Source organism: Aequorivita sp. CRS11, from assembly GCF_059693805.1.
In genome coordinates, this window is the sequence record NZ_JCATIG010000003.1 from 50068 (window position 1) to 76903 (window position 26836).

Below are 26836 nucleotides of genomic sequence, written 5' to 3' on the forward strand. Positions count from 1 at the left end.
TTAATTTTTTATGCTTCGGAAGTGTTTTTGATGATAGCCTGATAGAAAACATTCGGTTTAGTACCCACGTTTTCCAACAAATGGTACATACGGTCGTTATTCTTCAACTTTAACACTTCAGATTCTTTATCATTTACATCCCCAAATACCATGGCGCCGGTTTCACAAGCGTTGGAACAAGCTGTTTGGAACTCACCGTCTTTCACAGGTCTTCCGTCACGTTTTGCGTCAAGTATAGTTTTTTGGGTCATTTGGATACAAAGCGAACATTTTTCCATAACTCCTCGAGAACGAACGTTCACATCTGGGTTAAGAACCATGCGCCCTAGATCGTTATTCATATTGTAATCAAACTCATCGTTCTCAGCATATAAGAACCAGTTGAATCGACGAACCTTATATGGACAGTTGTTCGCACAATAGCGCGTACCCACACAACGGTTGTATGCCATTTGATTCTGCCCTTGGCGACCATGTGATGTTGCCGCTACTGGACAAACAGTCTCACAAGGCGCATGGTTACAGTGCTGGCACATTACAGGCTGAAATGCTACTTGAGGGTTTTCGTATGCTGGAACCTCAACCACTTTATAGGAATCAAAAGCAGGAAGGTTTTCAAGGGTTTCAATTTCTTCTTTGAAAGATTCTCCAGCAGAATAATATCTGTCAATGCGCAACCAGTGCATGTCCCGGAACTTTCTTACTTCTTCTTTACCAACAACAGGAACGTTATTTTCTGCGTGACAAGCAATAACGCAAGCGCCACAGCCCGTACAAGCGTTCAAATCTATGGAAAGATTGAAGTGGTGGCCCACGGTGTCTTCAAAAGGGCTCCATATATCTGCCTTTTTATCTCGAACAGAAATTGGACTGTGATCGTAATCCGTCACAGGAATAGAGTTCCAAACTGATTTATCTTTAGTGTTGAAAATCTCAAGGGTTGTTTCCTTAATAATATCCTCACTACGTCCGGCCATGGTGCTTTGCAGCTGTACACAAGCAAACTCGTGCATACCGCTAGCCTTTTCAATAGTTACTTTTTGAATATTGGAGAAGTTCTGATATAAAGGATAAGCGTTTACACCTGTTTGCATCTCCTCTTGAATTGCAGCTTTTTTACCATAACCTAAAGCCAAACCAACAGAGCCTTTGGCCTGTCCTGGCTGAATGATTACAGGAACGTTTTCTACTACAACATTGCCAAGTTTAATATTCACATAGCTACCGTTTAAAGCCCCATTGGAAACATGCTCATTAACAAGATCTAAAGCTTCTGCATCTGCAGCAGAAACAGTAAGATAATTGTCCCAAGACGCTCTTGTAATTGGATCTGGCAATTCCTGCAACCAAGGGTTGTTTGCTTGTTGACCATCTCCTAACCCAACTGAAGTATAGAGAGTAAGATCATACCCCCCTTCTTGCGAAAGGAATGATAGTGCACCGTTTGAAGTACCTTCCTCTATTACACCAGCTCCTTCTGCAGCGGCATTTACTTGCTCCATTGTCACTTCAACATCACTGGCAAGAAAACCATCGTGAAGTGCTTGGCTCCATGAACCCCCTGCTAAAACAGAACTAGTCCAAGTTTCTTTTAAGTAGTCGTAATAATTTTGTGTATTACCGGTCCACTGCAAAATACTATCATGAAATTGTCGTGTATTGAACAACGGACGGATAGTAGGTTGAGTAAGACTATAAGTTCCTTTTTTAATTTGTGCATCACCCCAAGACTCTAAATAATGGGGCGTTGCGGCAACCATTTTTGCTAAAGAGGCGGTTGCATCTTGCTTCATAGCAAATGCAAGGCTCATTTCTAACTTTTGGTAACCTTCTGCAAATTCTGTTGCGTTTGGCAATGAATAAACAGGATCAACCCCTACAGTGATTAAACCTTTGATGCTTCCTGAAATTACACCATTCACTACGTTCATCACTTCGCTATTGCTCGCCTGTCTGGTAAGCAATGGCCTATTTACATCTATTGCCTCACTATTAGCATTAAAATTTAACGCTAGTGTTTGAGATGCAACGTCTGGTAAATTTGTAACCAACAAAGCTTTGCTTCCCGCTTTCTGGAGTTGTGCTTTAGCTTTAGCAACTGCATCTGCAATATTTGCGGGCAAGCCTGAAGCACTTCCACCGGTCAATGCTTTTAAAATTTCTACTTGTTGAGAAGGTGTGGCCGGCACGCGTTTGTCAGCTTTTCCGCCAGTAAGTGTCAAGTTAGCCTCAAACTGAATATGGCGCGACATTTTTCCGTTTTTCGGAATACGTCCTTGCGCATAGCCTTTGCTATAGCTCCCACCCTGCCAATCTCCTAAGAAATCTGCCCCGACGGAAACAATCACTTCAGCTTTTGAAAAATCGTAATCAGGCAGTGCTCGGGTTCCGTATTTATTTTGAAAAGCGTCCAAAGCTCCTGAGCATGAAACTGCATCATAAACAACGTGGCGAACGTTTGGATACTTGGCAGTAAATTCAGAAATTAACTTTGATGTTGAAGGGCTGGCGAAAGTTTGCGTAAGCAACACAATGTCTTTTCCTGCCATTTCATTCATTTTCTGGGCAACAGCCGTATCAAATTCTGGCCATGTAACAGCAGCGCCATCTAGCATTGGCCCTGTCAATCTGTTTTTATCGTACAATGATAGTACAGAAGCATGCACTCTTGCATTTGCGCTTCCTCCATTCACTGCTAAATCATTTCTTTCAATCTTAATGGGACGTCCTTCGCGAGTTTTTACCAAAACATTGGCAAAATCAAAACCATCGGCCATTGTAGAAGCATAATAGTTTGCAACTCCGGGAACAATTTCATCGGGCTGAACTACGTACGGGATAGATTTAACCACAGGACCTTCACAGGCGGCCAAAGTTGCAGCTGCCGTAGTAAAGCCTACATACTTTAAAAAATCACGACGCGTAGTTGAAGAAGATTCCAATGCTTCCTTATCGCCAAGAAACTCGTCTGTAGGTATTTCGGTTACAAACTCATTGTCCTGTAGCGCCTTCACAATTGTGCTGTCTTCTTTCAGCTCTTCAACACTTTTCCAGTATTTCTTGTTTGATGCCATATTGCTATCTGTAATTTTCCTTTAAAATTTTATTAATAATGACATTTTCCGCATTCCAATCCACCCATTTCGGCGATAGTTAGTTTCTCAACACCATATTTCTTTGAAAGCTCTTCGTGTATCTTGGCGTAATATTCATTGGTCGCCAAGTTTACATTAGTTTCTCGGTGACAATTAATACACCATCCCATTGTGAGTGGCGCAAATTGTTCAACAATTTCCATTTCTTGAATTTCTCCGTGACAGGTCTGGCAAGCAATTCCGGCCACTGTTACGTGCTGCGAGTGATTAAAATATGCGAAATCTGGCAAATTATGGATACGAACCCATTTAACAGGCTCTGTCTTACCTGTATACTTTTGCTCAGCAGGATCCCAACCTACGGCCTTATACAGCTTGGCAATCTCGCCATCGTAGAATTCTTTTGAATACTCTTCCGTAGCTGTTTCCGGGGCCACTTCTGAAATATTTTTGTGACAGTTCATACAAACGTTCAAGGAAGGAATTCCCGAATGCTTACTTTTTCTTGCGGAACTGTGGCAGAAATTACAATCTATCTGATTATCGCCTGCGTGAATTTTATGTGAATAGTGTATAGGCTGAACCGGGGCATATCCCTGGTCTACGCCTACTTGCATCATATAACCATATGCAAAATACCCTGCAGAAAGCAATAGAAATATTGAAAAGACCAACACTAAAAATTGGTTTTGAACAAAAGCCTTCCAAATCGGGGTGCGTTTTTCTTTTTCTTCATATACCACTCCATTTGCCTCAGCAATTCTTTTCAATGTATTGGTAACCAAGAACAGCATAATAACCAGTAACAAGAAAATAAGCGCTAGAGCAGCAATTACTATGGAATTAGACACAGAACCCCCGTCATTACCAGCATTTGAAGTTGCTGTTTCAGCTCCTGCTGCAGCCACGGGATCAGCTTTTGGCTGATCGGTATAGGCAAGAATATCGTCAATATCTGTTTCAGATAGCGCAGGGAACGCCGTCATTACAGCTTTATTATTTTCCTCAAAAAGTTTTACCGCCTGAGCATCTCCAGCAGCAATAAGAGCCTGGCTATTGTGGATCCACTTGTAAAGCCAGTCTCGATCAAACTTTTCACCAACACCTCTAAGCGCCGGGCCAACTGCTTTTTTATCCAATTTATGGCAAGCAGCACAATTGGCTTTAAACAAAGCCTCGCCTGCGGCAGCATCACCTCCAGCACCAGTAGCAACACCCGCAGGAGCTTCAGTTGGAGTCTCAGCAGGAGCATCCTGGGAATATATGGTAGTTGAAAAAGTTAGTAAAAACACTAACAAAAGAAGTGGCAATTTTGAGCGTAGATGTATAAAATTCACCTTTTTCATCTGTTGATTATATAGTTTTTTATTGATTAGATGGAATTAGCTTACAAGTTATTTCGGCTGGTCTCGAAATTTCTTATTGCGCCCATTTCATACTAATGGTTAAATTATGGTCGATAGTTTGGTACAGAATTGGTTACAAACAAATGTAACCTTAATGCTCATTCTGAACCACAAATAAAGCAGCAAAAGTACATTATAAAGTCGATTTTGAAAATGCAAACAAAGTGTTAACTATTAATTTATATTTGTTCTAAATAATATTTTGATGACCTACACAGTTATTAAGTTTTACCTTTGCACTTAAAGAAATAAGCAGATGAATTTACAAACCTATTCCAAAATAATTATTGCCAGCATATTAATGAGCTTCTATTGCGGTAAAAGCTTTGGGCAAAGCGCCTCATTAAACATAAATACAGATCCAAAAATAACCCAACTCCTGGAACTGAAAAAAGATTTGGAAAAGGAAAATAAGCTTTCTGATGGTTATACCATCCAGCTATATTATGGCGAACTGGACAAGGCAAACCAAATGTTAAGAAAATACCGTGGTAGCTATGGCAACTGGCCCGCCTCGATTGAATATGAAACCCCAAACTATAAAGTCTGGGCAGGAAATTTTGCCTCCAGGATTGAAGCAGAGAGAGCACTTCTTGAAATTCAGAAAAGCTTTTCTTCGGCGTTTATACTAAAACCCGAAAGAAGAAAATAAAAACGCCCTGAAAAATAATTTTCAAGGCGCTCTGCAAATTATTTGATTTTTGAATTATTTCAGCTTTTTCTTCACAGCTACTTCCTGGAAAGCTTCAATAACATCATTCTCATAAATGTCGTTGTAGTTCTTAATTTGAATACCACAATCATACCCTTTCGAAACTTCTTTCACGTCATCTTTAAAACGTTTTAAAGAAGCAAGTTCTCCAGTGTAAACCACTACTCCCTCACGGATCAGGCGAATGTTGGAGCTTCGGAATATTTTTCCTGTTAATACCATACATCCCGCAATTGTACCAACTTTCGAGATTTTGAAAGTCTCACGAATTTCAGCAGTACCGGTAATTTCTTCTTTCATTTCTGGAGAAAGCATCCCTTCCATTGCATCTTTCACGTCATTAATAGCGTCATAAATGATGGAATAGGTACGGATGTCTATTTCTTCCTTATCTGCAATTTGACGTGCATTGCCCATTGGACGTACGTTGAAACCAATAATAATTGCATCAGAAGCCGAAGCGAGAAGCACATCACTTTCGGTAATAGGCCCCACTGCTTTGTGGATTATATTAACTTGAATTTCTTCTGTGGAAAGTTTCAATAATGAATCTGTCAAAGCTTCCACAGAACCATCAACGTCACCTTTAAGGATAATGTTCAATTCCTTGAAATCACCAAGGGCGATACGTCTTCCAATTTCGTCAAGCGTAATATGGCGCTGTGTTCTTACAGACTGCTCTCGCTGTAATTGAGTTCGTTTGGTAGCAATAGCTTTTGCTTCACGCTCGTCTTCAAATACATTAAATTTATCACCCGCTTGTGGCGCACCGTCTAAACCAAGTACTGAAACTGGTGTTGATGGCCCGGCCTCTTTCACATTATTTCCTCGCTCATCCTGCATTGCCTTAACTTTTCCGCTGTGCTGGCCTGCAAGAACGTAATCACCTACTTTTAAAGTACCGCCTTGCACAAGAACTGTTGAAACATACCCACGACCTTTATCGAGGAACGCTTCTACCACGGTACCATTTGCTTGGCGATTTGGATTTGCCGTTAGCTCAAGTAATTCCGCTTCAAGCAGCACTTTTTCAAGTAACTCCTTTACGCCATCTCCAGTTTTTGCTGAAATGTCATGCGACTGTATCTTTCCACCCCAATCTTCAACCAAAAGGTTCATATTGGCAAGTCCTTCTTTTATTTTATCTGGATTTGCGTTGGGCTTATCTATTTTATTTATTGCGAAAACTATTGGAACACTCGCTGCTTGTGCGTGGCTAATGGCTTCCTTGGTTTGCGGCATAATATCATCATCTGCTGCAACCACAATAATTGCAAGATCGGTAACTTGGGCTCCACGGGCACGCATTGCTGTAAACGCTTCGTGACCAGGAGTATCAAGGAATGCTATTTTTTGCCCCCCTTCCAGTTCAACGCCGTAGGCTCCAATGTGCTGGGTAATTCCACCGGACTCACCGGCAATAACATTTTCCTTACGGATGTAATCCAAAAGTGAAGTTTTACCGTGATCAACGTGACCCATTACGGTAACAATCGGCGCACGTGGCTCAAGATCTTCTGGAGCATCAACTTCTCGATCTATAGATTCTTCAATGTCAGCTGTTACAAATTCCACTTCATAACCAAATTCTTCAGCAACAATGCTTAAGGTTTCGGCATCAAGACGCTGGTTCATGGTAACCATCATTCCTAAGCTCATACAGGCCGAAATAATTTTGGTAACGGGAACATCCATCATCGTTGCCATTTCATTAGCAGTTACAAACTCTGTAACTTTAATAAGTTTGCTGTCTGCTTCCTGCTGTGCAAGCTCGTCTTCGGATTTTTGACGGTGCGTATCTCTTTTTTCACGACGGTACTTGGCTCCTTTACCTTTTGACGATTTCCCTTGAAGTTTCTCTAAGGTTTCACGTACTTGCTTTTGCACTTCTTCCTCGCTCGGCTCTTCTTTTGGAGTGCTGCTTCGGCCCTTTCTGCCAGTTCCGCGATTGTCTTTAAAGTTATTACCACCACCTTTGTTGGTTTCTTTGCTTATACGGCGCCTTTTGCCTTTTTTGTCTTTTTTATCATCAGACTTGGCCTCTTTTTTCTTTTCGGGTTTTTTGAACTGGGTAAGATCTATCTTTTGACCCGTAAAATTCGGCCCATCAAGTTTACGATATTGGGTTGTAACGGTATCTGACTCTTTGGAGGTTTCTTCCTTGGGCTCCTCTTTTATAACTGGAGTCTCTTTAACAGCAGGCTTTTCTTCTTTTTTCTCCTTTTCTTCCTTAACAGGAGCAACAGGCTTTGTTTCTTCCGTTTCTTTTTTCTCTACCTTGGGTTTTTCAACAACAACCTCTGGCTTTTCTTCTTTTTTGGTCTCAACAGGCTTCTCTGTTTCTTTAGGTTCTTCCTTTTTGGCTTTTTTTGTATCCAGGTCAATTTTACCTACCTGTTTTGGACCATCAAGTTTTGCTTCCGCTTTTATTACGCGCGAAGATTCTTCTTTCTTCTGTTTCTCCTCCATTTCGCGCTCACGCTCTAAACGAAGCTCTTCTTTTTCCTTGCGTTTTTCTTCGCCTACTTCCTTAGAGGCTACTTTCTTGCTCTTGTCGGTTTCAAACTCTTCAAAAAGGACTTCGTATTCTTCACCCGTTATTTTGGTATTGGGACTTGCGTCCACATCGAACCCCTTGGAACTCAAAAATTCCACGGCACGATCCAACGAGATGTTGAACTCACGTAATACCTGACTTAGTCTTTTCGTTTTTACTTCAGCCATAAATGCTTTTTCCTGATTTGTCTTTTTAAAAAATTTGTATAAAAGTAGTTAAAGTTTCAACTACTCTTCAAATTCTTCTTTTAATATATTTATAACGTCGCGGATTGTTTCCTCCTCCAGATCGGTGCGTTTTACCAGATCATTGATGTCGTGCTCCAATACGCTTTTGGCGGTATCTAAACCTATTTTGTGGAATTCCTCGATGATCCAGCCTTCTATTTCATCGGAGAATTCGCTCAACTCTACGTCTTCTTCTGCCCCTTCGCGAAGTACATCTATTTCATACCCTGTTAACTGACCGGCAAGACGAATGTTGTGTCCGCCGCGGCCTATAGCCTTACTTACTTCTTCTGGGCGAAGAATAACTTCAGCACGTTTTTTCTCTTCGTCAATCTTGATGGAAGTTACTTTTGCGGGGCTCAAAGCACGCGTTATGTAAAGGTTCAGGTTGTTTGTGTAATTGATAACGTCTATATTTTCATTGCCTAACTCACGAACGATGCCGTGAATTCGGGAACCTTTCATACCCACACAAGCACCTACGGGATCAATACGGTCATCGTAAGAATCTACGGCTACTTTTGCTTTTTCGCCAGGGATACGCACTACCTTTTTTACGGTAATTAATCCATCAAAAACCTCTGGGATTTCCTGTTCGAAGAGTTTTTCAAGGAAAACCGGATTGGCGCGGCTCATAATAATGGTCGGCTTGTTTCCTTTCAAATCAACGCTTTCAATAATTCCACGCACGTTGTCTCCTTTTCTGAAAAAATCTGAAGGAATTTGTTTTTCCTTCGGAAGAATTATTTCATTGCCCTCATCATCCAAGAGAATAACGGCACGGTGACGGATGTGGTGAACTTCGGCAGTGTAAATTTCTCCTTCAAGATCCTTAAACTGCTTGTAAATGATAGTATTGTCGTGCTCGTGGATTTTTGAAATAAGGTTTTGGCGCAATGCCAAGATGGAACGGCGACCAAGGTCAATAAGTTTTACTTCTTCCGAAACATCCTCGCCGATCTCAAAATCGGGCTCAATTTTTCGGGCAGCGCTCAATGAAATTTCCTCGTTCGGGTCTTCCACTTCCCCATCGGCCACTACTATGCGGTTTCTCCATATTTCAAGATCGCCCTTGTCTGGGTTTACAATAATATCAAAGTTATCATCGCTCCCGTACTTTTTTTTCAGGGCATTTCTGAAAACTTCTTCAAGTATCGCCATAAGCGTTACCCTGTCTATTTGTTTATCGTCCTTAAATTCCGAAAAAGATTCGATTAGTGCTAAGTTTTCCATATCAATTAAAATGTTATCATCACTTTTGCTTCCATAATATCTTTGTAGGGCAAGGTTGCCTCTTTTTGAACGGTAACTTTTCCCTTTCCAATAGGCTTGGGCTCGCGCGCAGACCATTTTAGGGTAAAGCTGTCTTCTGTTACGGCGGTTAATTCGCCTTCAATTTTTTCTCCGTCTTTGGTTTTAATCTTTAAATTTCTGCCTATATTTTTTTTGTACTGTCTAGGCAATGTCAATGGTTCTGAAACACCTGCGGACATTACTTCCAAAGAAAAATCATACTCCTCGCGGTCCAGATTGTGCTCTATGGCACGGCTAACCGCTATGCAATCTTCTACCGTAACGCCTTTATCGCCGTCCAGGATGACCCGTATTTGGTTGTCTTCAGAAATATTTAGGTCGATCAAAAACAGTGATTTGTTTTCTTCCAGCGCATTTTCCAGCAGTTCTGCTACTTTTTCACGCATCATTTTAAGCTATAAAAAGAGGGGACTTTAGTCCCCTCAGATAGTTTCGTATCAAATTCGGTGCAAATATACTACATTTTTTAATATTATAAAAACCAAGCGCAAACGATTTATTTTTGTACTTTAATGCTTCCAAAAACACACAAAACCGATCAATTTTATGAAACGTATCCTCGTCCCAACCGACTTTTCCGAGCAAGCTGAAAATGCTTTGAAAGTAGCTCTGAAATTCGCCGAAAGGCATAAAAGTGAAATATTCGTTCTCCATTCTATGGAAATGCCGTTGCATTTGGCCACTTCAAGTGATTCAGGGACGCTTCCGGAATCGCTGTATTTTATAAAATTGGCTGAAAAACGTTTTAGTGAAATGCGCGCAAAACCGTATCTGAAAGGAACAACGGTAAATGAAGCCATTGGCCACAACGAAATTTATGAGGATATTGAAGAAGCTTGCAAAAAAAACAAAATAGATTTAATTGTTATGGGCTCCAGTGGAGCCAGCGGCTTTAAGGAGATGTTTGTAGGAAGCAATACTGAAAAAGTAGTCAGAACTTCCAAAATACCGGTGCTGGTAATTAAAAACAATCATGAACAATTCAACGTTACGGATTTTGTATTCGCTACAGATTTTTCAGAAGAAGGCCGTGGGGCATTGGACAAGGCACAAAAATTTGCAAAAAAACTTGGGGCAAAAATGCATTTACTTTTTGTAAACACACCCGCAGATTTTAAAACTTCTGTGCAAGCGCAAAACATAATGGAAAACTTTGTAAGAGGTATGGGCGTTGAAAACTACACATTAAATATATATAATGATACTTCTGTAGAAAAAGGCATTCTCAACTTTGCAAAGCACATTAATGCACAACTTATAGGGATGGGCACCCACGGCCGTAAAGGAATATCACATTTCTTTAATGGCAGCATTAGTGAAGATATGGTAAACCACGCCAATATGCCAGTGATTACTTTCAAAATTTAAATGAAGTATTTGTTTCTCGCAACAGTGTTTCTTTTACTGAGCTGTAAGAAGCTTGGGGATGGAAATCAGCCTGCGACAGAGATTATCATTGATGAAAACCCAGTTGTTATAAATGAAGAACCGCCGCCGCCCGAAGGTGCCATTAGAGCTGATTTTATTGGAAATAAAGACTCTATTTATGCTTTTGTAAAAGAAATGGATACTTCAACCGAAAAAACTTTGATTGGTTTTGAAAATGAACTGCTGCCCGAACTAACTATACCCGAAAGCATCGGCGCTCACTTGCATCTTATAAAACTTAAGAATTTTCAAAACGACGTTTTATTGGTAAACGCAAAATTGAAGGATACAAATTTTAACGAATACTATGTTTTCGTCTGGAAAGACTCCCTTTGGAAACAACCCGTGAAACGCTTTAACATTCACAAAAGCAATATGACCGATACATTGGTCCCAATAAGGAACAATCCAGAAGACAGCACACTACTATTGCGTTACTATTCAGTTTTTGTTATGGATCGGAAAAGTGAGAAAAAATTCACTTGGAAGCTAATGAGTGAAAGTGTCCCGATTGAGGAATAATTTTATGCCCTTCTATCGATTAAATCGATAGGTTTTCTACTTAGGGGCGGAAAACGCAGTGATTCTATTTCTTCAGAAGAAGCAAATTCAATCTTTGGCGCAACACGAAGTTTTGCGCGGAAATGGTCCTTTATTTCCAATAATAAATCCTCAGAAATTTTTTCCGAAGCTATTTTAATCAAAATTTCATCGGTGCCAAGTTCGTTGTGGAAAATTTCAATCACATAGCTTTCTATTCCCGAAAAATCGTTCAGAATATTATACATCGCAGGCGGATACAAGGTTGTACCTTTATATTTAATCATCTGCTTTTTTCGGCCTACAACCGGCCCTAAACGCAGGGTATTTCTGCCACATTTGCAAGGTTCATTATAAGCTTGAACCATATCGCCCGTTTTAAAACGTAGCAAAGGCATGGCCTCTACACCCAAAGTTGTTATGGTCAACTCGCCCACTTCCCCTTCGGAAACCGGCAAATTATTGTCATCCAAAATTTCAGCGATTATGAGTTCTGGATGGTGGTGGCCACCGTTGTGAATTTCACATTCGTTGAAGGCCGTGCTCATTTCGGTGGAGGCATAGGTTGAAAAGAGTTCGATGTCCCAATCCTTTTTTATTTTTTTTGCCAAAATGTTCAGTGAAAAATCCTGTTCGCGGATGGGTTCGCCTATGCAGATTGCAGCTTTTACGCCCGTATTTTTTAAATCTATTTCGTGCTGTTGCGCATATTCAATTAACTTCAAAAGAAAAGACGGAACCGTAATTAAATAGGTTGGCTTAAACTTTAAAATAGAATCCCACTGCAATTCCGGAATGCCCGAACCCACGCGGATAATACCCGAGCCCAATTTACGAGCGCCCAAAAAATACGCCAACCCGGCCATAAAACGGCGGTCCATTGTCGTCATTAACTGTAAAGTATCTTGTTTCCCAATGCCACAACACGCAAAGGAAATCGCTTCATTATATGCCAAACGTTCCAAATCATTATCGGTTAGCGCAAAAGTTACTGGATCGCCCAATGTACCCGAAGTGGTTACATAATCGATGATTTCAGATTTTGGGACACAGATAAAATCGTCATTAAATTGTTGAAGGTGGTCTTTTGTTGTAACTGGAATTTTTTGAATATCTTCCAACGTTTTTATTTCTGAAATCCGAATGTTGCTCTCTTTGAAAAAGCGTTTATAGAAAGGAGAATTTTCATCCAAATATTGAAGAGTCTTTTTCAATTTTTCTTCTTGAAATGTTTTAATTTCTGCTGTTGAAGCTTTCTCTATCTCTGGAATCATTCTCCTAATTTTTTTAAATAATGTTCTATCTTTTCTTTATCCGGAACGGTTGTAATTTCTTTCGTCAAAGCCTTTTCAAAAGCAATTTTCGCGGCGGCATCATAATTTTTTTCAAAGTAATACTTTCCCGTTAAATAATAAGCTTTCCAATACTCAGGATTTTTTTGTTGCAATGCGGCAAGTTTTTCTGCTGAAATAGTTTCCTTATTTTCAATTGCCGCTTCCACTTCCCGCTCCAAAACTCGGTATTCTTCGTAATCTTTATATTCTTTTGAATGCACAAAAGGATCTTCGGAAATGTTTCCTTTTGAATTTGAAATGGTTTTAGTTGCCGGATTTCCTTGTCTATTTGCAAAAACTTCATCTAAATCGTATTCCACAAATTCGCCCAATTGATATGGATTTGAAGAAACCCAAACCTTTCGGCTTTCGGGTTTAAAAACAATGCCGTGGTGCGCCAAAAGTTGGTTTAATGCTTTTTCATTGCCAAAACCAATTTCTTTGTCGTCCAATCCTTTTTTATTCCGAAGAATGGCAACTGCATCATTAACATTCAGTTTTTTGTCTTCTGAAATCAATTCTTCCATTCTTTCAAAACGGTACATCGAGTGGCTTTCTTCAATCCATTTCAAATTTCGTTCGTCGTTTTTATAAGCCTCACTTTGGAAGTGGTTGCTGCAAATAAGTTCATCGGTATTTTCAACTTCATAAACGCCGAAATTATCCGGCGCCACTTCAATAATCGCCGCTTTCTTATCTTTTGCGCTGCCCACAAAAATAGCTTCGGAAACAAAAACTTCACGCTTTTTTGCAATGGCAACGGCCTCTTCAATAGTTGAAGCGTATTGTAAAATCTCACGGGTTACGATTGAAATCGGCGTTTTTGCAACTAGAGGAATCTCAGATTTTCCTGCATTTATTGTGACTGTCAATCCTTGGTCGTTCATTCCCGAAACCACGCCCATCATTCCGCCCCAAGTGACCGACATAAATTTATGCCCTTCGGAAGGATTTACAAAAGCAATTATTTTTTCCTTCGCAAAATCGTCGCCTGCGTAAAAGTCGAAATTTCTCCCGATTAGCAATTCGCCATCTTCAGTTTTATCGCCCCAAACGGCGAAAGAAGAACAGCCTACAAGCATCAAATCCTGCATTGCGTGGCCAATATCGTGTGCGCCATGTAAATAAAGTAATCTTAAATACGGCTCGCCAATCTCACTAAAATTTGAGGATGAAAACTGCGAAAGCCCATAAATTTCGGCCTTGTATTCTTCGGGAATGTGTAGATATATTTTTCGGTTGTACCACGCCAAAAATTTCCGAAGCAAATATTGCTGTGTTTTTGAAGGCACCAAATCTTCCACTTTATTGAAAAAAATAGCTTCCTGTTTCTGCATTAATTCTTGGGTAAGACTTCCAGTGATTTTGCCAATTTGTAACGGGTTGCCTTCCACATAAAGTTCCCATTGGCCTTGTTTGTTTTTCAAAAGAAAATTGTCTCCCGCAACAAAAGTGGAATCGTTTATTTTTACTTTTTCGGAAATTTTAGCATCGTAACCACTAACATCTGGCCTATTGTGGATGGATTTGGAAACTCCACATGAATTCAGAAAAATCAATAAAAACGCAAGAGCGAATAATTTTTCCAAATATTTCATCTTAACTGGCTTGTTTTTTCAGCTTCGCTGCGCGATTATTGGTTTTTGAAAGTGTTTGATTTTCTTTATAATCAATCCATTTCTGCCCAAAGGATTTCCGCATAATGTTTTCAAAATGTCGCATTATGAAAACGTTGTAAAGCATATTTCCCAAACGCACCAAATGTCTTGGAAATGCCCGAAGCGTCATCGAAAAACCACCGTCCAAATATTTTATGTAATGCCAATAACCGCTTGGCATATAAAGTGCATCGCCGTGTTTCATTGTAGCGTGAAGACCTTCCAAATATTGCAATGCAGGATATTTTTCAAAGTCTGGATTGTCCAAATCTATAGTTTCCAAATTGTGAACGGCAAATGGAATTTTATACAGGTACTTTGTTTGCTCGGGTGAAAAAAGTGTCACGCTTTTGGTGCCATGAAAGTGAAAATGTACCAAATCTGCCAAGTCCATATCGTAATGCGGCAGTACTTTGGAGCCTTCACCACCAAAGAATAGCACAGGAAGACGCTTGAAGAATTTTAGTCCAATATCTGGATATTCAAAATCTTTCAGCAGTTCTGGAAGCTTCACTTTTAGATCGTAAAAGAAAATACGCAGGTCAGTTGGTTGTGTTTTTATCAGTTCAATATAATCCGCCATTTTCATTTCTGTTGCTGGCTCGGCGGAATTCTGCTTGCCTTTGGTGGGCTCGTTGTTGTAAAGGGGCACGATTTGTTCCCCAGCATGTTGATGGATGTAATCCAAGTTCCATTTTTGGAAAGCTGCCCAATCTTCCGTCAACCCCTCAATTAGAACAGGTTTTTGTGGTTTGTAATAATTCTTAATGAAATCCTCTCTTGAAATATTTCGGACTCTTTCAATCGGTGTTGTTTTGATATGTCCCATCCCCGAAAAATATTAAGTAATTTCTTCCTTTTTTGTGGCTTTTAAAATTTTATTCAGCAAATATTCGCCCCCCAATATTTCTGAACATGTTACCACGCCACTAATGGTAACGCCCAAAATGCCGTGCATATTTAAACTTTGCCCTGTAAAATACAGATTTTTGATTTTGGTTCTAGGCGAAACGAATGACTTTAACGGATTGTTGGCATCTTTCACATAACCATACATGGAGCCTTTATTACACCCAATGTAATCTCGGTATGACAGCGGCGTGGAGGAATAAACGGCCTCTATACAATCGCGAAGATTGGGGAACTTTTTCTCCAGTTCCTTAATGATTATTTCAGACTTGTATGCCTTGAATTCTTCATACGTCTGGCCACGGTCATTTTTTTGTGCTGCGGTGTTGAATGTGTCAATCCACGGTTCCATTTCCTCAAAACGCATATAGGTCATCACCGTAATGTTATCGCCATATTCGGCCATATCCTTTTTTATTCCCATAGAAATCATATAGGCTTCCGGCCAAGATTCTTCAGTATAATTGTGAACGTCCCAAATAGCGCGATAATCTTTAAAATGGTAGTAATTATGGTTTAAATATTTAAAACAATTTGGCTTTAAAACCAAGTAAAGACTGAAAGCAGCAATGGTACTCTCTATATTTTCAATACGGCTAGTATATGATTTTCTGAAATTTTCCTGCCCAATCATTTCCAGCGTCAACTTTGGGTCAACATTTGAAATAAATATATCTCCGTAAATGGTTTTTCCGTTTGCCGTCTGTACTGCAGTAACCACTCCATCTTCAGTTTCAAATTTTGTTACTTCGTGCCGCTTATAAGCTTTTCCCCCTTTTTCGCGAAAACGCGCAAGTAAAGCTTTCGTTATTTGGCTTCCGCCGTTAATACAGCGATAGGAACTTTCAATGTATGAATTCACCGAGAGCGCGTGCATATAAAAGGGTGTGCGCTCACCTTCACCGGCATACAGCAAATTGCTGCCGCCCAAAACCGCACGGAGCTTCTCATTTTCAGTTATAGAATTTATAAATTCCTTCGCTTTCACTTCAAATAGCGAAGTATTTTCATAATATGGCTTTCCAAGTTTGAGACCGTAAAGCGGAAAAAAGCTACAGGTATCCTGCATTTTTTGGCAATACGCGTCTATTGCCTTCTCTTCATCGGGAAATTCTTCGAGTAGTGTTTTTTTGAAATTTTCATACCCTTGTGCGTGGCGATATTCCTTGGGGTCGTTATCAAAAGTGATTCTGTCAAAGCCGTCCTCGTCCATTTTTTTGAGGGTGATATCGTCCAAAATATCCAAATACTTAAAATATCTGTACAGATTTTGTCCTTCGGAAAGACCACCAATGTAGTGCACACCAGTGTCAAAGATGGTTTTGTCGCGCACAAAGGTCTGTAGGTTGCCGCCAAACTGTTGGTTTTTTTCGAGCACACAAACGCTGTATCCTTCCCTCGCAAGAATAATCGCCGAAACCAGCCCGCCCAGGCCACTGCCGATGATAACTACATCATATTTTTCCGTCATTTCGCTGTGTTTCCCGATGGTTTAAAGATACTAATATTCGCAGTTCCGTACACGTTTTGGTAGCCTAATGTACTAATATTTTCGGTTTGTGAAGAAACACATTTTTTTAACAAAATGATGGTTTTAATTGAAAGATTTGGCATTTGTGAAATGACCTCCTGAGCCATTTCTTCTGAAGAAATAATTAAAGTTTCAATGTTTGAAAGTAACGTTTCCGAAACAGCATCGGTAAAATGAAGCTTTCCATATTTTTGGGTGATGTAGCTGTTTTGAAGTATGGTCCGCGTTTCGGAATCTTCAATAAAACTGAAAATCTTTCGGTCCGGCCCATCGAGCGCCAACAGAAAATCGAGCTGCCCGGAATCTTCCGAAATATGGGCAATGGTTCCGCTTTTATCCAAACGACGCATCACTTCAAAATATATTTCAGCATTTTCCCTTAAATCCCTTTTCACTGTTCGGTAAAGTGCATCGCCTTTATAGCGGTATTCCTCCAAAACGATTCCGTGGAAATAGCTCGGGCCTTCCATCTTTTCGCGAAGTTTTAAAAATTCACTTTTAAAATACGCGCCTATTTTTTTTGCTTGCTGTGTATGGTTTTCTCCAAATGAAGTGTCTTCGGCTTTTATTCGCGGCAAAAATTCAACCGTAATGCTTCCATCTTTTATAATAAAACTTCCCTTGGGATTCACCTCGCTGTTGCCGTGAATCAAAACGGGGAGTATGTCTAAGTCAAATTCATTCGCCAAATAAAAAGCCCCTTTGTGAAAACGCTTGATTTTGTTGCTCAAGCTGCGGGTTCCCTCGGGAAAAGCCATCAGTGAATAGCCTTGTTTTATTTTCTTTTTAAGTGGTTCCAAACTGTTTTCGATGCCGCTGGAAACCGGGTAAAAATCTGCACGTTGTACAGCCTTTCCAAAAACGGGCGAATTGTAAACCCAATCGTTCACCAAAAAACAGATTTTTGGATGCAACATGCCTACCGCCAAAATATCGAGAAATGATGTGTGATTTGCAATAATTACGGCAGGTTTCGAGAAATCTTCGCCAGGTTCGTTGATTACTTTTTTCTTTACAAACGGATTGGTGTAAAGCACGGATTTCATAAATTTTGAAATCACTTTGTGAAACCAGCCCATTTTAATTTTTTTGCTGATGGGAAGCAGTGGCATCAAGGTGATGCTGTAAATGGAAAGGCAAATTCCGCCCAGCCCGAAATAGCCAAAGGAAAAGAGGGAATGCACGAACATTCGTGGCATGATTGGTCGTTTTTTGGAGCTGCCGATTAAAAGTTTAAAAAGCAATGGCTGCACCGTAAATGCGGTAACCATTGCTGAAAAAATTCCAATGATTGAAACTATGGAGATGGAATAAAGCGCTGGATGTTTCGCAAAAATCAGAACCCCAACCCCCAAAATAGTGGTCAACACCGAAAGCATAATGGAGGTTTTGTGCGTGGCCATTACTTTTTCACCGGTACGCAATTCCTTTAGCAGGCCTTTGCTCATAAAAATGCTGTAATCGATTCCCAAACCAAAAATGAAAGTGGAAATAATGATGTTGAAAATGTTGAATTGAATATGGAAAAGCCCCATAATCCCGAGGGTCAAAAACCATGTGAGAAAAATAGGAACGGCGGTAACCAGCGTGAGCGAAAAACTTCGGAAGAAAAGAAAAAGTATGAAAAGCACGGCGAGCAAACAATAGCCAATCAGGCTGTTGAAATCGTTTTTCAGATTGCCCAAAAAGGTCTCGTTCATTTCCTGGCGGTCAATGACGATGGTATTCGGGATTTTCTTAAATGCACTTTTTATTTCGGAAGCATTCTCGTCTTCCAGTTTTATAAGCGTTGTAATTGTAGTGAAATCGGCCTCTGTCGTGATGTAATCTTCCAAAAGTACGGAAGGAATTTGCTGGTAATCCTCGGGTTTCAAAGTTTCAAAATCTTCATCCAAAAAAGTATAGAACCTATTAAAAGTCGTGGGTTTGAAGCCACGCTCTTCCCCGCTTTCAATTAAATTGGCCTCCAAGCTATTTTTCCGACTTTCACTCCAAAATTGTTGCCATTGCGCTATTTTCTTCCGTTGGTTACGTTGCGAATGTACCAAAGCGCCAATGGAACTGAAACTGCTAATCTTGCCTTCTTCTTTCAGCAATTCCAAGGTTTCGTGAATGGAATCATTCAACTGTAGCGTACCTTCAACCGATTTTCCGTAGGTTGCCAAATAAACCGATTTTGAGGAAATATCGGTCAGCTCATCCAAATGCTGCATTGCTGCTTTTATTTCCGCAGGTTCGTAATTCAGTTTGGAAATATCTTTGTTGAATTCTACTTTGTGATACGTAAAAAGGCTAACAATCAATACCAATCCCAAACCAATCAGCAACCATTTGTTTTTATGAAAAGGATAATCCGCAACTTTGTCCAAAACGTTGATTTGCTGCTTTCGCGAAAGCGGATTTTTGTAAACCAACGGAATAAAGAAAAGTGCAAAAACGGAGGCTCCCAAAACACTTACCGCAGCAAAAATGCCCAAATCCTGCAAGGCTTGCGAATCCAAAAACAGTAAACACAAAAACGCCAAAGCAGTCGTCAAACTGCTCATTAAAATTGGTTCGGTTACGTCATTATAAAGACTCTCCAGCGTTTCGTTATTGCGGATGTGCGTTAAAATATGTAAAGAATAATCCAGTGTCACGCCCAGCAAAACCGAGCCAATACCGAGGGAAATTGCTGAAATTTCCCCCCGAATCAAATACAATAATGCTACGGCCATTAAACCTCCGAAAATCGTCGGTACAAAAAGAATTATAGGGACGTAAAGTCTTCGATAGAAAATTATAAAAATCAAAATGAGCAGCGTCAACGCAATGCCTACCGTAAACTGAATATCGCTTTTTATTTGCTGTGCATTTGCAACGGCAATCAACGCAGCTCCGAAATATTCACTTTTCACCTTCCCAGAATATTTCTGGTTCAATGTATTTTGAAGTGAATAAAGTTGCTCCGCAAACTTTGAATTTTCCGCAGTTTCACTACTTCCAAATTTTGGAGTGATAAAAAGCAGGATGTTTTTTTCATCCTTGCTTACCAAAAACCCATCTTTTAAAACGAAGTCGTCAGTAACGCCGAGCTGCCGCAATTTCTTTAAAGCAATGAATGAAAGCCCCAAAGGATCTTTTAAAATAATATCTTTTGAAACAATGCCGGAAGGCGAAATGAGTGTTCGGTAATTGGCTTCCGTAATTGCTGAAATACTGTGTTTTTGAAGTTTCGCGGCAATCGTTTTATAATCTTGTTTATCTAAAAACAAGGGTAGGTTTTCATAAACAAAATCCATGGTGCGCAGCAAATCGTCATCCTTTACTTTGCCGCGAATGTTTTTAATGTACGGTGCCGAATGGGCTTCCAGACTATCTAAAATTTCCGAAGCGTATTCCGTTAAATCTTCAATTTCGGCAGCATCGCTACGATGGATGTTTACTATAATTTTATCAGTAAAATTGACTGTTTTCAGTACTTTTTGAAAGTCTTGATTTTCACTATTTATAGGAATCAATTTTGAAATATCCTCCTCAAAACGAATTTTGGAAACCAAAAATACCAACCCGAAAAGCACCAAAAGAAGCAGCAAGGCACTGCCGATCTTGTTCTTTTGCAAAAATTGATACACTTTGAAAAACCACTTACCCATTATCGAAAATCTTTTTCCGTTCAAACAATGTGAGGAATAGGTAGCTTGCAAATCCGCAAGCTATTGCTGCGGTGACCGAAAGCACCAAACTACCGACAATATAGGATTTTAAATATTTTACCAACTCAATACTTGGATCAATTTCACTCACTGTAAGCACAAAATTTTCACCCAAAACCCAACTGCCCAACTTAAGACTGAAATAAAGTATGAAAGGAATAAACGGTGGCAAGCTCACATTTGAAAAGGCAAAGGCGATTACTTTGTTCAAATTAAAAAGCAGCGCCAAAAAAATAACAACCACAGTGTGAAAACCCCAAAGCGGGGAAAGCCCTATTAAAACTCCAAGTGCGATGGAAAATGCTTTCTTTTCGGCCGAATCATCACTGCCCAAAAGATCTTCCATTATAAACCGCGTGAATCCTTTTTTTTTTAATTTTCTAAAAAGATTCCGAGGCTTTATATATAGAAAGGTAACAAGTACAAACCACGTATTCAATATGCTGATGCGGGTGAAATCCTTAAAGGGCCGGAAGTGTGAAATCCGATCTTCCAACTCGTAGTGTATTTTTATCGGAATGTTTTTCACTTCAATCCCGCTCCACGCAGCTTTTACGATCGCTTCAATTTCAAATTCAAATTTTCTGGTATAAAATTTCAGTTTTTTCATCGCAAAAAGCGGGTACAATCTAAAGCCGGATTGTGTGTCTTGCAGGCGTGTTCCCGTTTCCACCCAAAACCAAAAATTGGAGAATTTGTTGCCAAAACTGCTTTTTTTCGGAACGCCGTGTTGGGTCATATTCCGTGCGCCAATGAACAGTACTTCTTTGTTTTCTTCGTTTTCCAGAGCTTCGATAAACGCAGGAATATCTTCAGGAAAATGTTGTCCGTCACTGTCAATAGTGATTGCGTAGCAATACCCCAAACTATCGGCGTGCTTAAACCCTTGGCGCAGCGCATTACCCTTTCCTTTGTTTTTTAAAAGGTTTATTTGCTGAATTTGGGGGAACTGTAATAATATTTCAGAAGTGGAATCTGTAGAACCATCATTCACCACAATTATATCTTTGGTATAAATCAAAACACCTTCAATGACCTGCTGCAAGGTTTTGTAATTATTGTAGGTGGGAATAATTACGCAACATTTCAGGGTTTTGAATTTTTCTGAAAGTAATTTTTGATCCATTTGGGAATTTTAATCTCAGCGAACCCTGCGACTTTGCGGTAAATTTGCACCGCAGAGTCACAGAGGACGCAAAGCAAATATAAGTTTTAGGATTAAAATAGAATTAAAGAATCCCTTTTGTTTAAGAAAAGGAAAAAATCAAAATCCAGCTTTTTCAGTTTCTGAAAAATTTTCAGATTTTAAAACAAAATCCTTAACCAATTCTTTCAACTCCGTGGAAGAAATAGTTTTGTAATTCTTTAAAATAAATTCTTTGTCTTCATCAATGTTTTTATGATACCCCAAAAATCGTGGCGAGTTTTCCTGCACACTCATTCGGATGTAACGGATTTCAATATTGGAACCATCAGCCTTGACGGCACTTTCAATCAAAGAAATTCCCTCTTTAAAAAATTCCTTTTTATCACTTCTTGCTTTAGCAAATTTTGCTTTCAATGTGGAAACAGCCCCTTTGTAAGCAAGTAAAACTGGCTTGTTTGAGGGATTTACTTTTGCAAGTTCGCCATCAAGTTGAGTAGTGATTTCAACATTTTGCACGGCTTTTGGATATTCTGAACGAATTTTTTTCAAATCCTGTGCATTTGAAATAAATGAAACAAAAAATATAATAAATAGATATTTCATTAGTCAATAACTTTAAAAGTAGCATTGAGTTTTAAGGCCACTGTATCGTCATATAACGTAGTATTTTTCACTTTCACCTCCCCGTTTTCCTGAGCAATATCAATGGCGAGTTGTAAATCAGGATTTTTCTCAGGATTGATAATTGCCATAAATTTGATGTTTGACGAAACTGTCAAAAACAAATTTTTTCCGGTTGCTTCCTCAGTCAATTCCTTTATGATCTGAATCATACAAACACCCGGCATCACTGGGTTTCCGGGAAAATGGCCTTTAAAAATAGCGTGGTCCTTGTTTAAATGGACTTTTGCCAAAATTCCTTCTGAAGTGTTTTCTGTGGCGGTAACTTTATATAATCCTTCGATGAGCATATTATTCTTTTTTAAATTTTTCCAAATCTATAGTTAGCTTGATATTGCTGTGCTTAATGGCGATTGTATCCGCAATTTTTCCGTCGGAAGTAGTAAAATTAATCTTCACTATCTCCTTTGTTTTTGAGGTGTTTACAATTTTTTGAAGTATTTCCGATTCTTCTCCAATAAAATAAAAATTGAATCTATCCTCCCGCTGCGCTTTATAAATTCGTTGATTCTCAGATTCATAAACTGCCAAAACCTTTGCCTTTTCATTCACAAGCAGCTTAAAATCATCTTTTAAAATGTTGACAATAAATTTTTTGTCCAAATCCTTTACAATAAAGTGTTTCGTAAAAGTATCGCCTTCAAACTGAAAATCAAACAGTTTGCTGCCAAATTCGGTTGTAAACACCACTCGATGGCTTTCGGGCCCTGTTTTTTTTATGATTAAAATTCCACCAAAATTTTTCTTGTAAACTTCAATTTTCGCCTTATAAACATAATCAATTTCAGGATTTGAAAAATATGGGTTTTCAACTACAGTTTTATTGAAGTGTACTTGCCGTAAACCTTCCGTAGTCTTTAATGAACACGAAACCAAAAGGAGACTTGCCAAAAAACTAATTGCTAAAAACCGAATCATTTATAGGACTATTTAATGTACGGTTACTGAATACGATGCGTGTAAAATCTTGCGACGGCTCTATCATTTTCACTTCATAAACTTGCGCATCATCTTTATTGAAAAGCAGTTCAAAGGAAGCGATGTAACCCGCAATTTTTTTATCCTTTGGAACAAAAACCGCTTTATTATATTTTGGAGATTTGATGAAAGTAACCGTAAAATCGGCATCGCTGAACATATTACCTTTTACGCTGTTTACAATCAATTGGTTCAGTTTTTTAAAGAGTTTACTGTTTCCAATATCCACTTTACTCTTGGTTCCTCCATCGTTGATTAGCAGTTGGTCTTCCTTAAAAATCACGCTGTATTGATACGGATTTGTGTATTCCCACTTCACTAGACCGGGTGCTTTAAAAACCATTTTTCCTGATGTTTTAACGTCATCCGATAAAAAATCGAGGTGTTTATATTGCACAAAATCGGTCTTGATGGTTTTAGTAGTTTTTGCCGAAACGATCACTTTTTCTTTGAAAGCTACAATCTCCGAAGCATTCATCGCGGTTTCCTGCGCCTGAATTGATCCGCCAATAACAATAAAAACTAATAGTAAAAGATAATTATGCATAAGCTTCAATTTCGAGCAAACGATCCACCGGAACCGACTGCAGTTTCTGCGGTTGCAAAGTTAACAATAACTGTTCCAATACGGCAACGGTTTTTGCACTGCTGTCGTGAAGCAAGATTATATCACCCTTTTTTAAATTTGAAGTAATACGCTTCACAATTCTTTTTTCAGAAAGGCTTGTCGTGTCAAAGCTGCGCTTACTCCAGCCGATAGACAGATGTCCCGTAGTTTTCAGAGCTTTTTTAATGTTCGGATTGGTTACGCCAAAAGGGGGGCGAAACAGTTTTAATTCCTTTCCGGTAATTTCCTTTAATATTGAATTGGTTCGTTTCAATTCAGCAGCGACATTTTCCGAAGAAAAAAACCCAAAGTTTTTGGAATGTGAATACGAATGATTGCCGATGGCGTGGCCTTCACTCAAAATTTGCCGAACCAAATCTGGTTGCTTTTCGGCATTTTTTCCTATTAAAAAGAAAGTTGCTTTCGCATTATTTTCTTTCAGAAGTGATAAAACTTTTGGCGTGTATATTGGGTTCGGACCATCGTCAAAAGTGATTGAAATATGATTTTCTGAAGTTTTGAAATTGTGATTTAGCGATTGCAAATGATAGTTCCATTTAATCTGAAAAGACCCGATAGCTGTAATTAAAATCCAAATAAGTACAAATAAAATATAGAGCCAAGCCGGAACATCACCAAAAAAACCTGCAAGTAGTAATCCAAAAAAGACTACCAAAGCAAGTGCGTTTATGGTATAAAACCTCAACATTTTTTCAGCAAAACAAGACTGTGGTTTTGACCGCGGTATTGGTTGTAGCACAAAACCGTTTTAATATCAGAAGGATTGATTTTGTTGATTTTTACGATTTCGGGAATAGTCTGGGTTTTCAAGATTTTTGAAGCCAACCAAACCCCAAACGCAGAAACAGTGTTGTTTTCGCCCACCAAATGCTTGTAAAAAACCTGTTGGGTTTTGCTTAAAATCCCTTCGGAAAGTTGATTGTAAAAACCGTCAAAATCAACATCGCCGTTGTTTCCAAAAACTACGACATCTATTTCGGCAGCTTTCAAATTATTTTCTTTCAAAAAAGTTTCAATTGTTTCTGAAACCTTTTCTTTTTGAAGTGTATTAAAAGTTTCCACGGCAACCAATTCTGCATAGCAGCTTTCCTTTCTTTCGTTTGAAACTACGAAAAAGTTGGTTCCTTCACTAAAAACGGCACCTTCGGTTTTTGAATTTAGAACCTTAGAAATGGCAACCGCTTCAGGTTTTATATGATTTATTAAGCGATGCACTTTTGTGGTATGTTCGCCCAATTCTTCAACGCCACCAACTAAAACATGTTCGGCTTCATCGCTCTCAAGTTGCATTTTAGCATCGAGCAACGCAGATTCAAAAGATATCGCGGAATGCACATACGTAAAATTATAAGCTTTGCATTCCATTCCCAAAGCAATCTGTCCAGCAACCGTATTATGTGTACTTTGAATAAAAGAGGTTGGCGTTAAATATTGTTCGTTATTATCAATTATAGCACTCACAAATTTCTCGGAATCAATCATACAGCCCATTCCGGTGCCAGTGATTATGGCATCCACGGTTTCAATTCCCGCTTCTTCCATCGCGATTTTTGAAGCAACCACGCCCATTTTTATGCCTTTTGCCATTCTTCGGGCGGCAGCGGGCGGAATATATTGTTTATAATCTGGGTCTTGGGCAAAAATTACTGTGTCATTATAATCGGTGATTTCATCCAAAAAAATAGTATTGTCAAAGGTTTTTTGAGGTGAAATGGAAGCGATGCTATTTATGTAAACTTTCTTCATTACGCTTCTTTTGAAAATATTACTGCCGAACAATTCCCTCCAAAACCAAACGAATTTGAAAGTACCGTTTTCAATTCCTTTTTCTTTAATTCCGTTTGAGGAATTATTGAAAATTCCTTCATCGGGGTTTTAAAATTCAAGTTGGGAAAAATCACATTATTTTGAAGTGCCAAAACTGAATAAACAGCTTCAATTGCTCCAGCGGCTGCCAAAGTGTGACCCGTATATGCTTTTGTTGAACTGAATTCTGGCAGTTCTTCGCCAAAAATCCTAAGTATCGCGCGCCCTTCCGAAAGGTCGTTATTACCTGTGGCAGTCCCGTGAGCGTTGATATAATCTATTTCCGAAGGTTTTAATTCTGCAACTTTCAGTGCTTTTTCCATCGCTAAAGTCGCGCCATCGCCATTGTCCGAAGAGGCAGTTTGGTGAAAGGCATCGTTAGCATTTCCGTAGCCTTTTACGTAAGCTAGCACTTTTCTGTTTTCGGCTTTTACTATTTCATCACTTTCCAAAACTAGGAAAGCGGCGGCTTCACCTAAATTCAAACCTTTTCGATTTTCGTCGAAAGGAGTGTTGAAGGTATCGCTTAAAATCATCAAGGTTTTAAAACCGTTGATTGTAAATTTTGAAAGGCAGTCTGCGCCGCCTACTAAAACTCTGTCAAGCTTTCCTGATTTTATCAAACGGGCACCGAGCATAATTGCATTTGCAGCCGAAGAACAAGCGGTACTGATTGTTGTAACCAAGCTTTCTTCAATTTCCAATTGCTCTGCAATTTTTTGTGTGGAATCGCCCGCGTGGTGGCTTTCAATATATTTTTGAAACTTTTTTTCGGTAAGATATTCGTAATAACATTTTTCGGTCATATCCATTCCGCCCACGCTGGTTCCGGAAACGATGCCTGTTTTGAATTTTTTGATGTCAGTGATTCCTGCGCTGGCAATGGCTTCTTTTGCGGCAATTGCGCCGAGCATTGCGGTACGCGAATAATTATTATCTGGTGGAAGATCGAGTTGGGCAATCAATTCGCTATTGGTAAATTTTACTTCGCCCACCATAATTTCATCGCGCTGAATGGTTTCAACATTATCAACGCGGGTGATGCCTTTTCTTTCGTTTATGAGCGCATCATAGTTTTCTGCTACATTGTTGCCAATTGCAGAAATAATACCCATTCCGGTTATGGCTATGCCTTTGCTCATTTAAAAATAAGAGGTTTTTATAAGTTAAGTAGGCTTCGACTGCACTTC

21 protein-coding genes are annotated in these 26836 nt (G+C 39.3%); 3 read left to right on the plus strand and 18 right to left on the minus strand.

What is annotated here, in order from left to right; translation table 11 throughout:
* Positions 1–8 precede the first annotated feature (8 nt).
* On the minus strand, positions 9–3074 hold the full coding sequence (locus AC58DT_RS06230; protein WP_497215997.1) for a TAT-variant-translocated molybdopterin oxidoreductase: 3066 nt from the start codon (positions 3072–3074) through the stop codon (positions 9–11).
* Between the two features lie 32 nt (positions 3075–3106).
* On the minus strand, positions 3107–4441 hold the full coding sequence (locus AC58DT_RS06235; RefSeq protein ID WP_497215998.1) for a c-type cytochrome: 1335 nt from the start codon (positions 4439–4441) through the stop codon (positions 3107–3109).
* Between the two features lie 316 nt (positions 4442–4757).
* Between AC58DT_RS06235 and AC58DT_RS06240 the strand changes: the two genes are divergently transcribed.
* Complete coding sequence (locus AC58DT_RS06240; protein WP_497216000.1) at positions 4758–5153, plus strand: SPOR domain-containing protein; 396 nt, start codon at positions 4758–4760, stop codon at positions 5151–5153.
* A 54-nt stretch (positions 5154–5207) separates the two neighbouring features.
* Here the strand turns inward: AC58DT_RS06240 and infB are convergent, their stop codons facing one another.
* From infB to rimP, 3 genes are read right to left on the minus strand one after another with little or no spacing between them, the layout of a single operon-like run.
* Positions 5208–7937: a translation initiation factor IF-2 gene (gene infB, locus AC58DT_RS06245; protein ID WP_497216001.1), complete on the minus strand. Its 2730-nt coding sequence runs from the start codon at positions 7935–7937 to the stop codon at positions 5208–5210.
* Positions 7938–7997: 60 nt separating this feature from the next.
* Positions 7998–9230: a transcription termination factor NusA gene (gene nusA / locus AC58DT_RS06250; protein ID WP_497216002.1), complete on the minus strand. Its 1233-nt coding sequence runs from the start codon at positions 9228–9230 to the stop codon at positions 7998–8000.
* 5 nt (positions 9231–9235) lie between these two features.
* Positions 9236–9700: a ribosome assembly cofactor RimP gene (rimP, locus tag AC58DT_RS06255; protein ID WP_497216003.1), complete on the minus strand. Its 465-nt coding sequence runs from the start codon at positions 9698–9700 to the stop codon at positions 9236–9238.
* A 157-nt stretch (positions 9701–9857) separates the two neighbouring features.
* On the opposite strand from rimP, the gene AC58DT_RS06260 reads away from it, so the two are divergent.
* Entirely contained in the window at positions 9858–10679 is an 822-nt protein-coding gene (locus AC58DT_RS06260; RefSeq protein WP_497216004.1) for a universal stress protein, read from the plus strand.
* A complete protein-coding gene (locus AC58DT_RS06265) occupies positions 10680–11261 on the plus strand; it encodes a hypothetical protein (RefSeq protein WP_497216005.1) in 582 nt (193 codons plus the stop codon).
* A gap of 2 nt (positions 11262–11263) precedes the next feature.
* Here the strand turns inward: AC58DT_RS06265 and flxY are convergent, their stop codons facing one another.
* The 13 genes from flxY to AC58DT_RS06330 all read right to left on the minus strand — a co-directional run bounded on the left by flxY (position 11264) and on the right by AC58DT_RS06330 (position 26788).
* On the minus strand, positions 11264–12553 hold the full coding sequence (gene flxY, locus AC58DT_RS06270) for a flexirubin biosynthesis putative acyl-CoA ligase FlxY (protein WP_497216007.1): 1290 nt from the start codon (positions 12551–12553) through the stop codon (positions 11264–11266).
* Positions 12550–14211, minus strand: coding sequence for a C45 family autoproteolytic acyltransferase/hydrolase (locus tag AC58DT_RS06275; protein WP_497216008.1), 1662 nt, complete (start codon positions 14209–14211; stop codon positions 12550–12552). The genes flxY and AC58DT_RS06275 overlap by 4 nt, the downstream gene beginning before the upstream one ends.
* Before the next feature lies 1 nt (position 14212).
* The gene (locus AC58DT_RS06280; protein ID WP_497216010.1) at positions 14213–15100 is read right to left on the minus strand and encodes a cupin-like domain-containing protein; all 888 of its coding nucleotides are present in this window, start codon (positions 15098–15100) and stop codon (positions 14213–14215) included.
* 12 nt (positions 15101–15112) lie between these two features.
* The gene (locus tag AC58DT_RS06285; protein WP_497216011.1) at positions 15113–16651 is read right to left on the minus strand and encodes a phytoene desaturase family protein; all 1539 of its coding nucleotides are present in this window, start codon (positions 16649–16651) and stop codon (positions 15113–15115) included.
* On the minus strand, positions 16648–20313 hold the full coding sequence (locus tag AC58DT_RS06290; protein ID WP_497216012.1) for an MMPL family transporter: 3666 nt from the start codon (positions 20311–20313) through the stop codon (positions 16648–16650). The genes AC58DT_RS06285 and AC58DT_RS06290 overlap by 4 nt, the downstream gene beginning before the upstream one ends.
* Positions 20314–20338: 25 nt before the next feature.
* Entirely contained in the window at positions 20339–21532 is a 1194-nt protein-coding gene (locus tag AC58DT_RS06295) for a DUF2062 domain-containing protein (RefSeq protein WP_497216013.1), read from the minus strand.
* 138 nt (positions 21533–21670) lie between these two features.
* Positions 21671–22156 (minus strand): hypothetical protein, encoded by a 486-nt coding sequence (locus AC58DT_RS06300; RefSeq protein ID WP_497216014.1) that lies wholly within the window; start codon positions 22154–22156, stop codon positions 21671–21673.
* Positions 22156–22524, minus strand: coding sequence for an ApeI family dehydratase (locus AC58DT_RS06305; RefSeq protein ID WP_497216016.1), 369 nt, complete (start codon positions 22522–22524; stop codon positions 22156–22158). Before AC58DT_RS06305 ends, AC58DT_RS06300 begins: the two co-directional genes overlap by 1 nt.
* A gap of 1 nt (position 22525) precedes the next feature.
* The gene (gene lolB2, locus AC58DT_RS06310) at positions 22526–23152 is read right to left on the minus strand and encodes a flexirubin biosynthesis protein LolB2 (protein WP_497216017.1); all 627 of its coding nucleotides are present in this window, start codon (positions 23150–23152) and stop codon (positions 22526–22528) included.
* Positions 23130–23759, minus strand: a complete 630-nt coding sequence (gene lolA2, locus AC58DT_RS06315; protein ID WP_497216018.1) for a flexirubin biosynthesis/transport protein LolA2 — start codon at positions 23757–23759, stop codon at positions 23130–23132. The genes lolB2 and lolA2 overlap by 23 nt, the downstream gene beginning before the upstream one ends.
* A complete protein-coding gene (locus AC58DT_RS06320) occupies positions 23752–24528 on the minus strand; it encodes a polysaccharide deacetylase family protein (protein WP_497216019.1) in 777 nt (258 codons plus the stop codon). Before AC58DT_RS06320 ends, lolA2 begins: the two co-directional genes overlap by 8 nt.
* Positions 24522–25586 (minus strand): beta-ketoacyl synthase N-terminal-like domain-containing protein, encoded by a 1065-nt coding sequence (locus AC58DT_RS06325; RefSeq protein ID WP_497216020.1) that lies wholly within the window; start codon positions 25584–25586, stop codon positions 24522–24524. Before AC58DT_RS06325 ends, AC58DT_RS06320 begins: the two co-directional genes overlap by 7 nt.
* Positions 25586–26788 (minus strand): beta-ketoacyl-[acyl-carrier-protein] synthase family protein, encoded by a 1203-nt coding sequence (locus tag AC58DT_RS06330; RefSeq protein WP_497216022.1) that lies wholly within the window; start codon positions 26786–26788, stop codon positions 25586–25588. The genes AC58DT_RS06325 and AC58DT_RS06330 overlap by 1 nt, the downstream gene beginning before the upstream one ends.
* Between the last annotated feature and the right edge of the window lie 48 nt (positions 26789–26836).

Bases quoted from the DNA above. Each gene is read 5' to 3' on its own strand.
- AC58DT_RS06230 (WP_497215997.1), bottom strand. From the start codon at position 3,074: ATGGCATCAAACAAGAAATACTGGAAAAGTGTTGAAGAGCTGAAAGAA.
- AC58DT_RS06235 (WP_497215998.1), bottom strand. From the start codon at position 4,441: ATGAAAAAGGTGAATTTTATACATCTACGCTCAAAATTGCCACTTCTT.
- AC58DT_RS06240 (WP_497216000.1), top strand. From the start codon at position 4,758: ATGAATTTACAAACCTATTCCAAAATAATTATTGCCAGCATATTAATG.
- infB (WP_497216001.1), bottom strand. From the start codon at position 7,937: ATGGCTGAAGTAAAAACGAAAAGACTAAGTCAGGTATTACGTGAGTTC.
- nusA (WP_497216002.1), bottom strand. From the start codon at position 9,230: ATGGAAAACTTAGCACTAATCGAATCTTTTTCGGAATTTAAGGACGAT.
- rimP (WP_497216003.1), bottom strand. From the start codon at position 9,700: ATGATGCGTGAAAAAGTAGCAGAACTGCTGGAAAATGCGCTGGAAGAA.
- AC58DT_RS06260 (WP_497216004.1), top strand. From the start codon at position 9,858: ATGAAACGTATCCTCGTCCCAACCGACTTTTCCGAGCAAGCTGAAAAT.
- AC58DT_RS06265 (WP_497216005.1), top strand. From the start codon at position 10,680: ATGAAGTATTTGTTTCTCGCAACAGTGTTTCTTTTACTGAGCTGTAAG.
- flxY (WP_497216007.1), bottom strand. From the start codon at position 12,553: ATGATTCCAGAGATAGAGAAAGCTTCAACAGCAGAAATTAAAACATTT.
- AC58DT_RS06275 (WP_497216008.1), bottom strand. From the start codon at position 14,211: ATGAAATATTTGGAAAAATTATTCGCTCTTGCGTTTTTATTGATTTTT.
- AC58DT_RS06280 (WP_497216010.1), bottom strand. From the start codon at position 15,100: ATGGGACATATCAAAACAACACCGATTGAAAGAGTCCGAAATATTTCA.
- AC58DT_RS06285 (WP_497216011.1), bottom strand. From the start codon at position 16,651: ATGACGGAAAAATATGATGTAGTTATCATCGGCAGTGGCCTGGGCGGG.
- AC58DT_RS06295 (WP_497216013.1), bottom strand. From the start codon at position 21,532: ATGGATCAAAAATTACTTTCAGAAAAATTCAAAACCCTGAAATGTTGC.
- AC58DT_RS06300 (WP_497216014.1), bottom strand. From the start codon at position 22,156: ATGAAATATCTATTTATTATATTTTTTGTTTCATTTATTTCAAATGCA.
- AC58DT_RS06305 (WP_497216016.1), bottom strand. From the start codon at position 22,524: ATGCTCATCGAAGGATTATATAAAGTTACCGCCACAGAAAACACTTCA.
- lolB2 (WP_497216017.1), bottom strand. From the start codon at position 23,152: ATGATTCGGTTTTTAGCAATTAGTTTTTTGGCAAGTCTCCTTTTGGTT.
- lolA2 (WP_497216018.1), bottom strand. From the start codon at position 23,759: ATGCATAATTATCTTTTACTATTAGTTTTTATTGTTATTGGCGGATCA.
- AC58DT_RS06320 (WP_497216019.1), bottom strand. From the start codon at position 24,528: ATGTTGAGGTTTTATACCATAAACGCACTTGCTTTGGTAGTCTTTTTT.
- AC58DT_RS06325 (WP_497216020.1), bottom strand. From the start codon at position 25,586: ATGAAGAAAGTTTACATAAATAGCATCGCTTCCATTTCACCTCAAAAA.
- AC58DT_RS06330 (WP_497216022.1), bottom strand. From the start codon at position 26,788: ATGAGCAAAGGCATAGCCATAACCGGAATGGGTATTATTTCTGCAATT.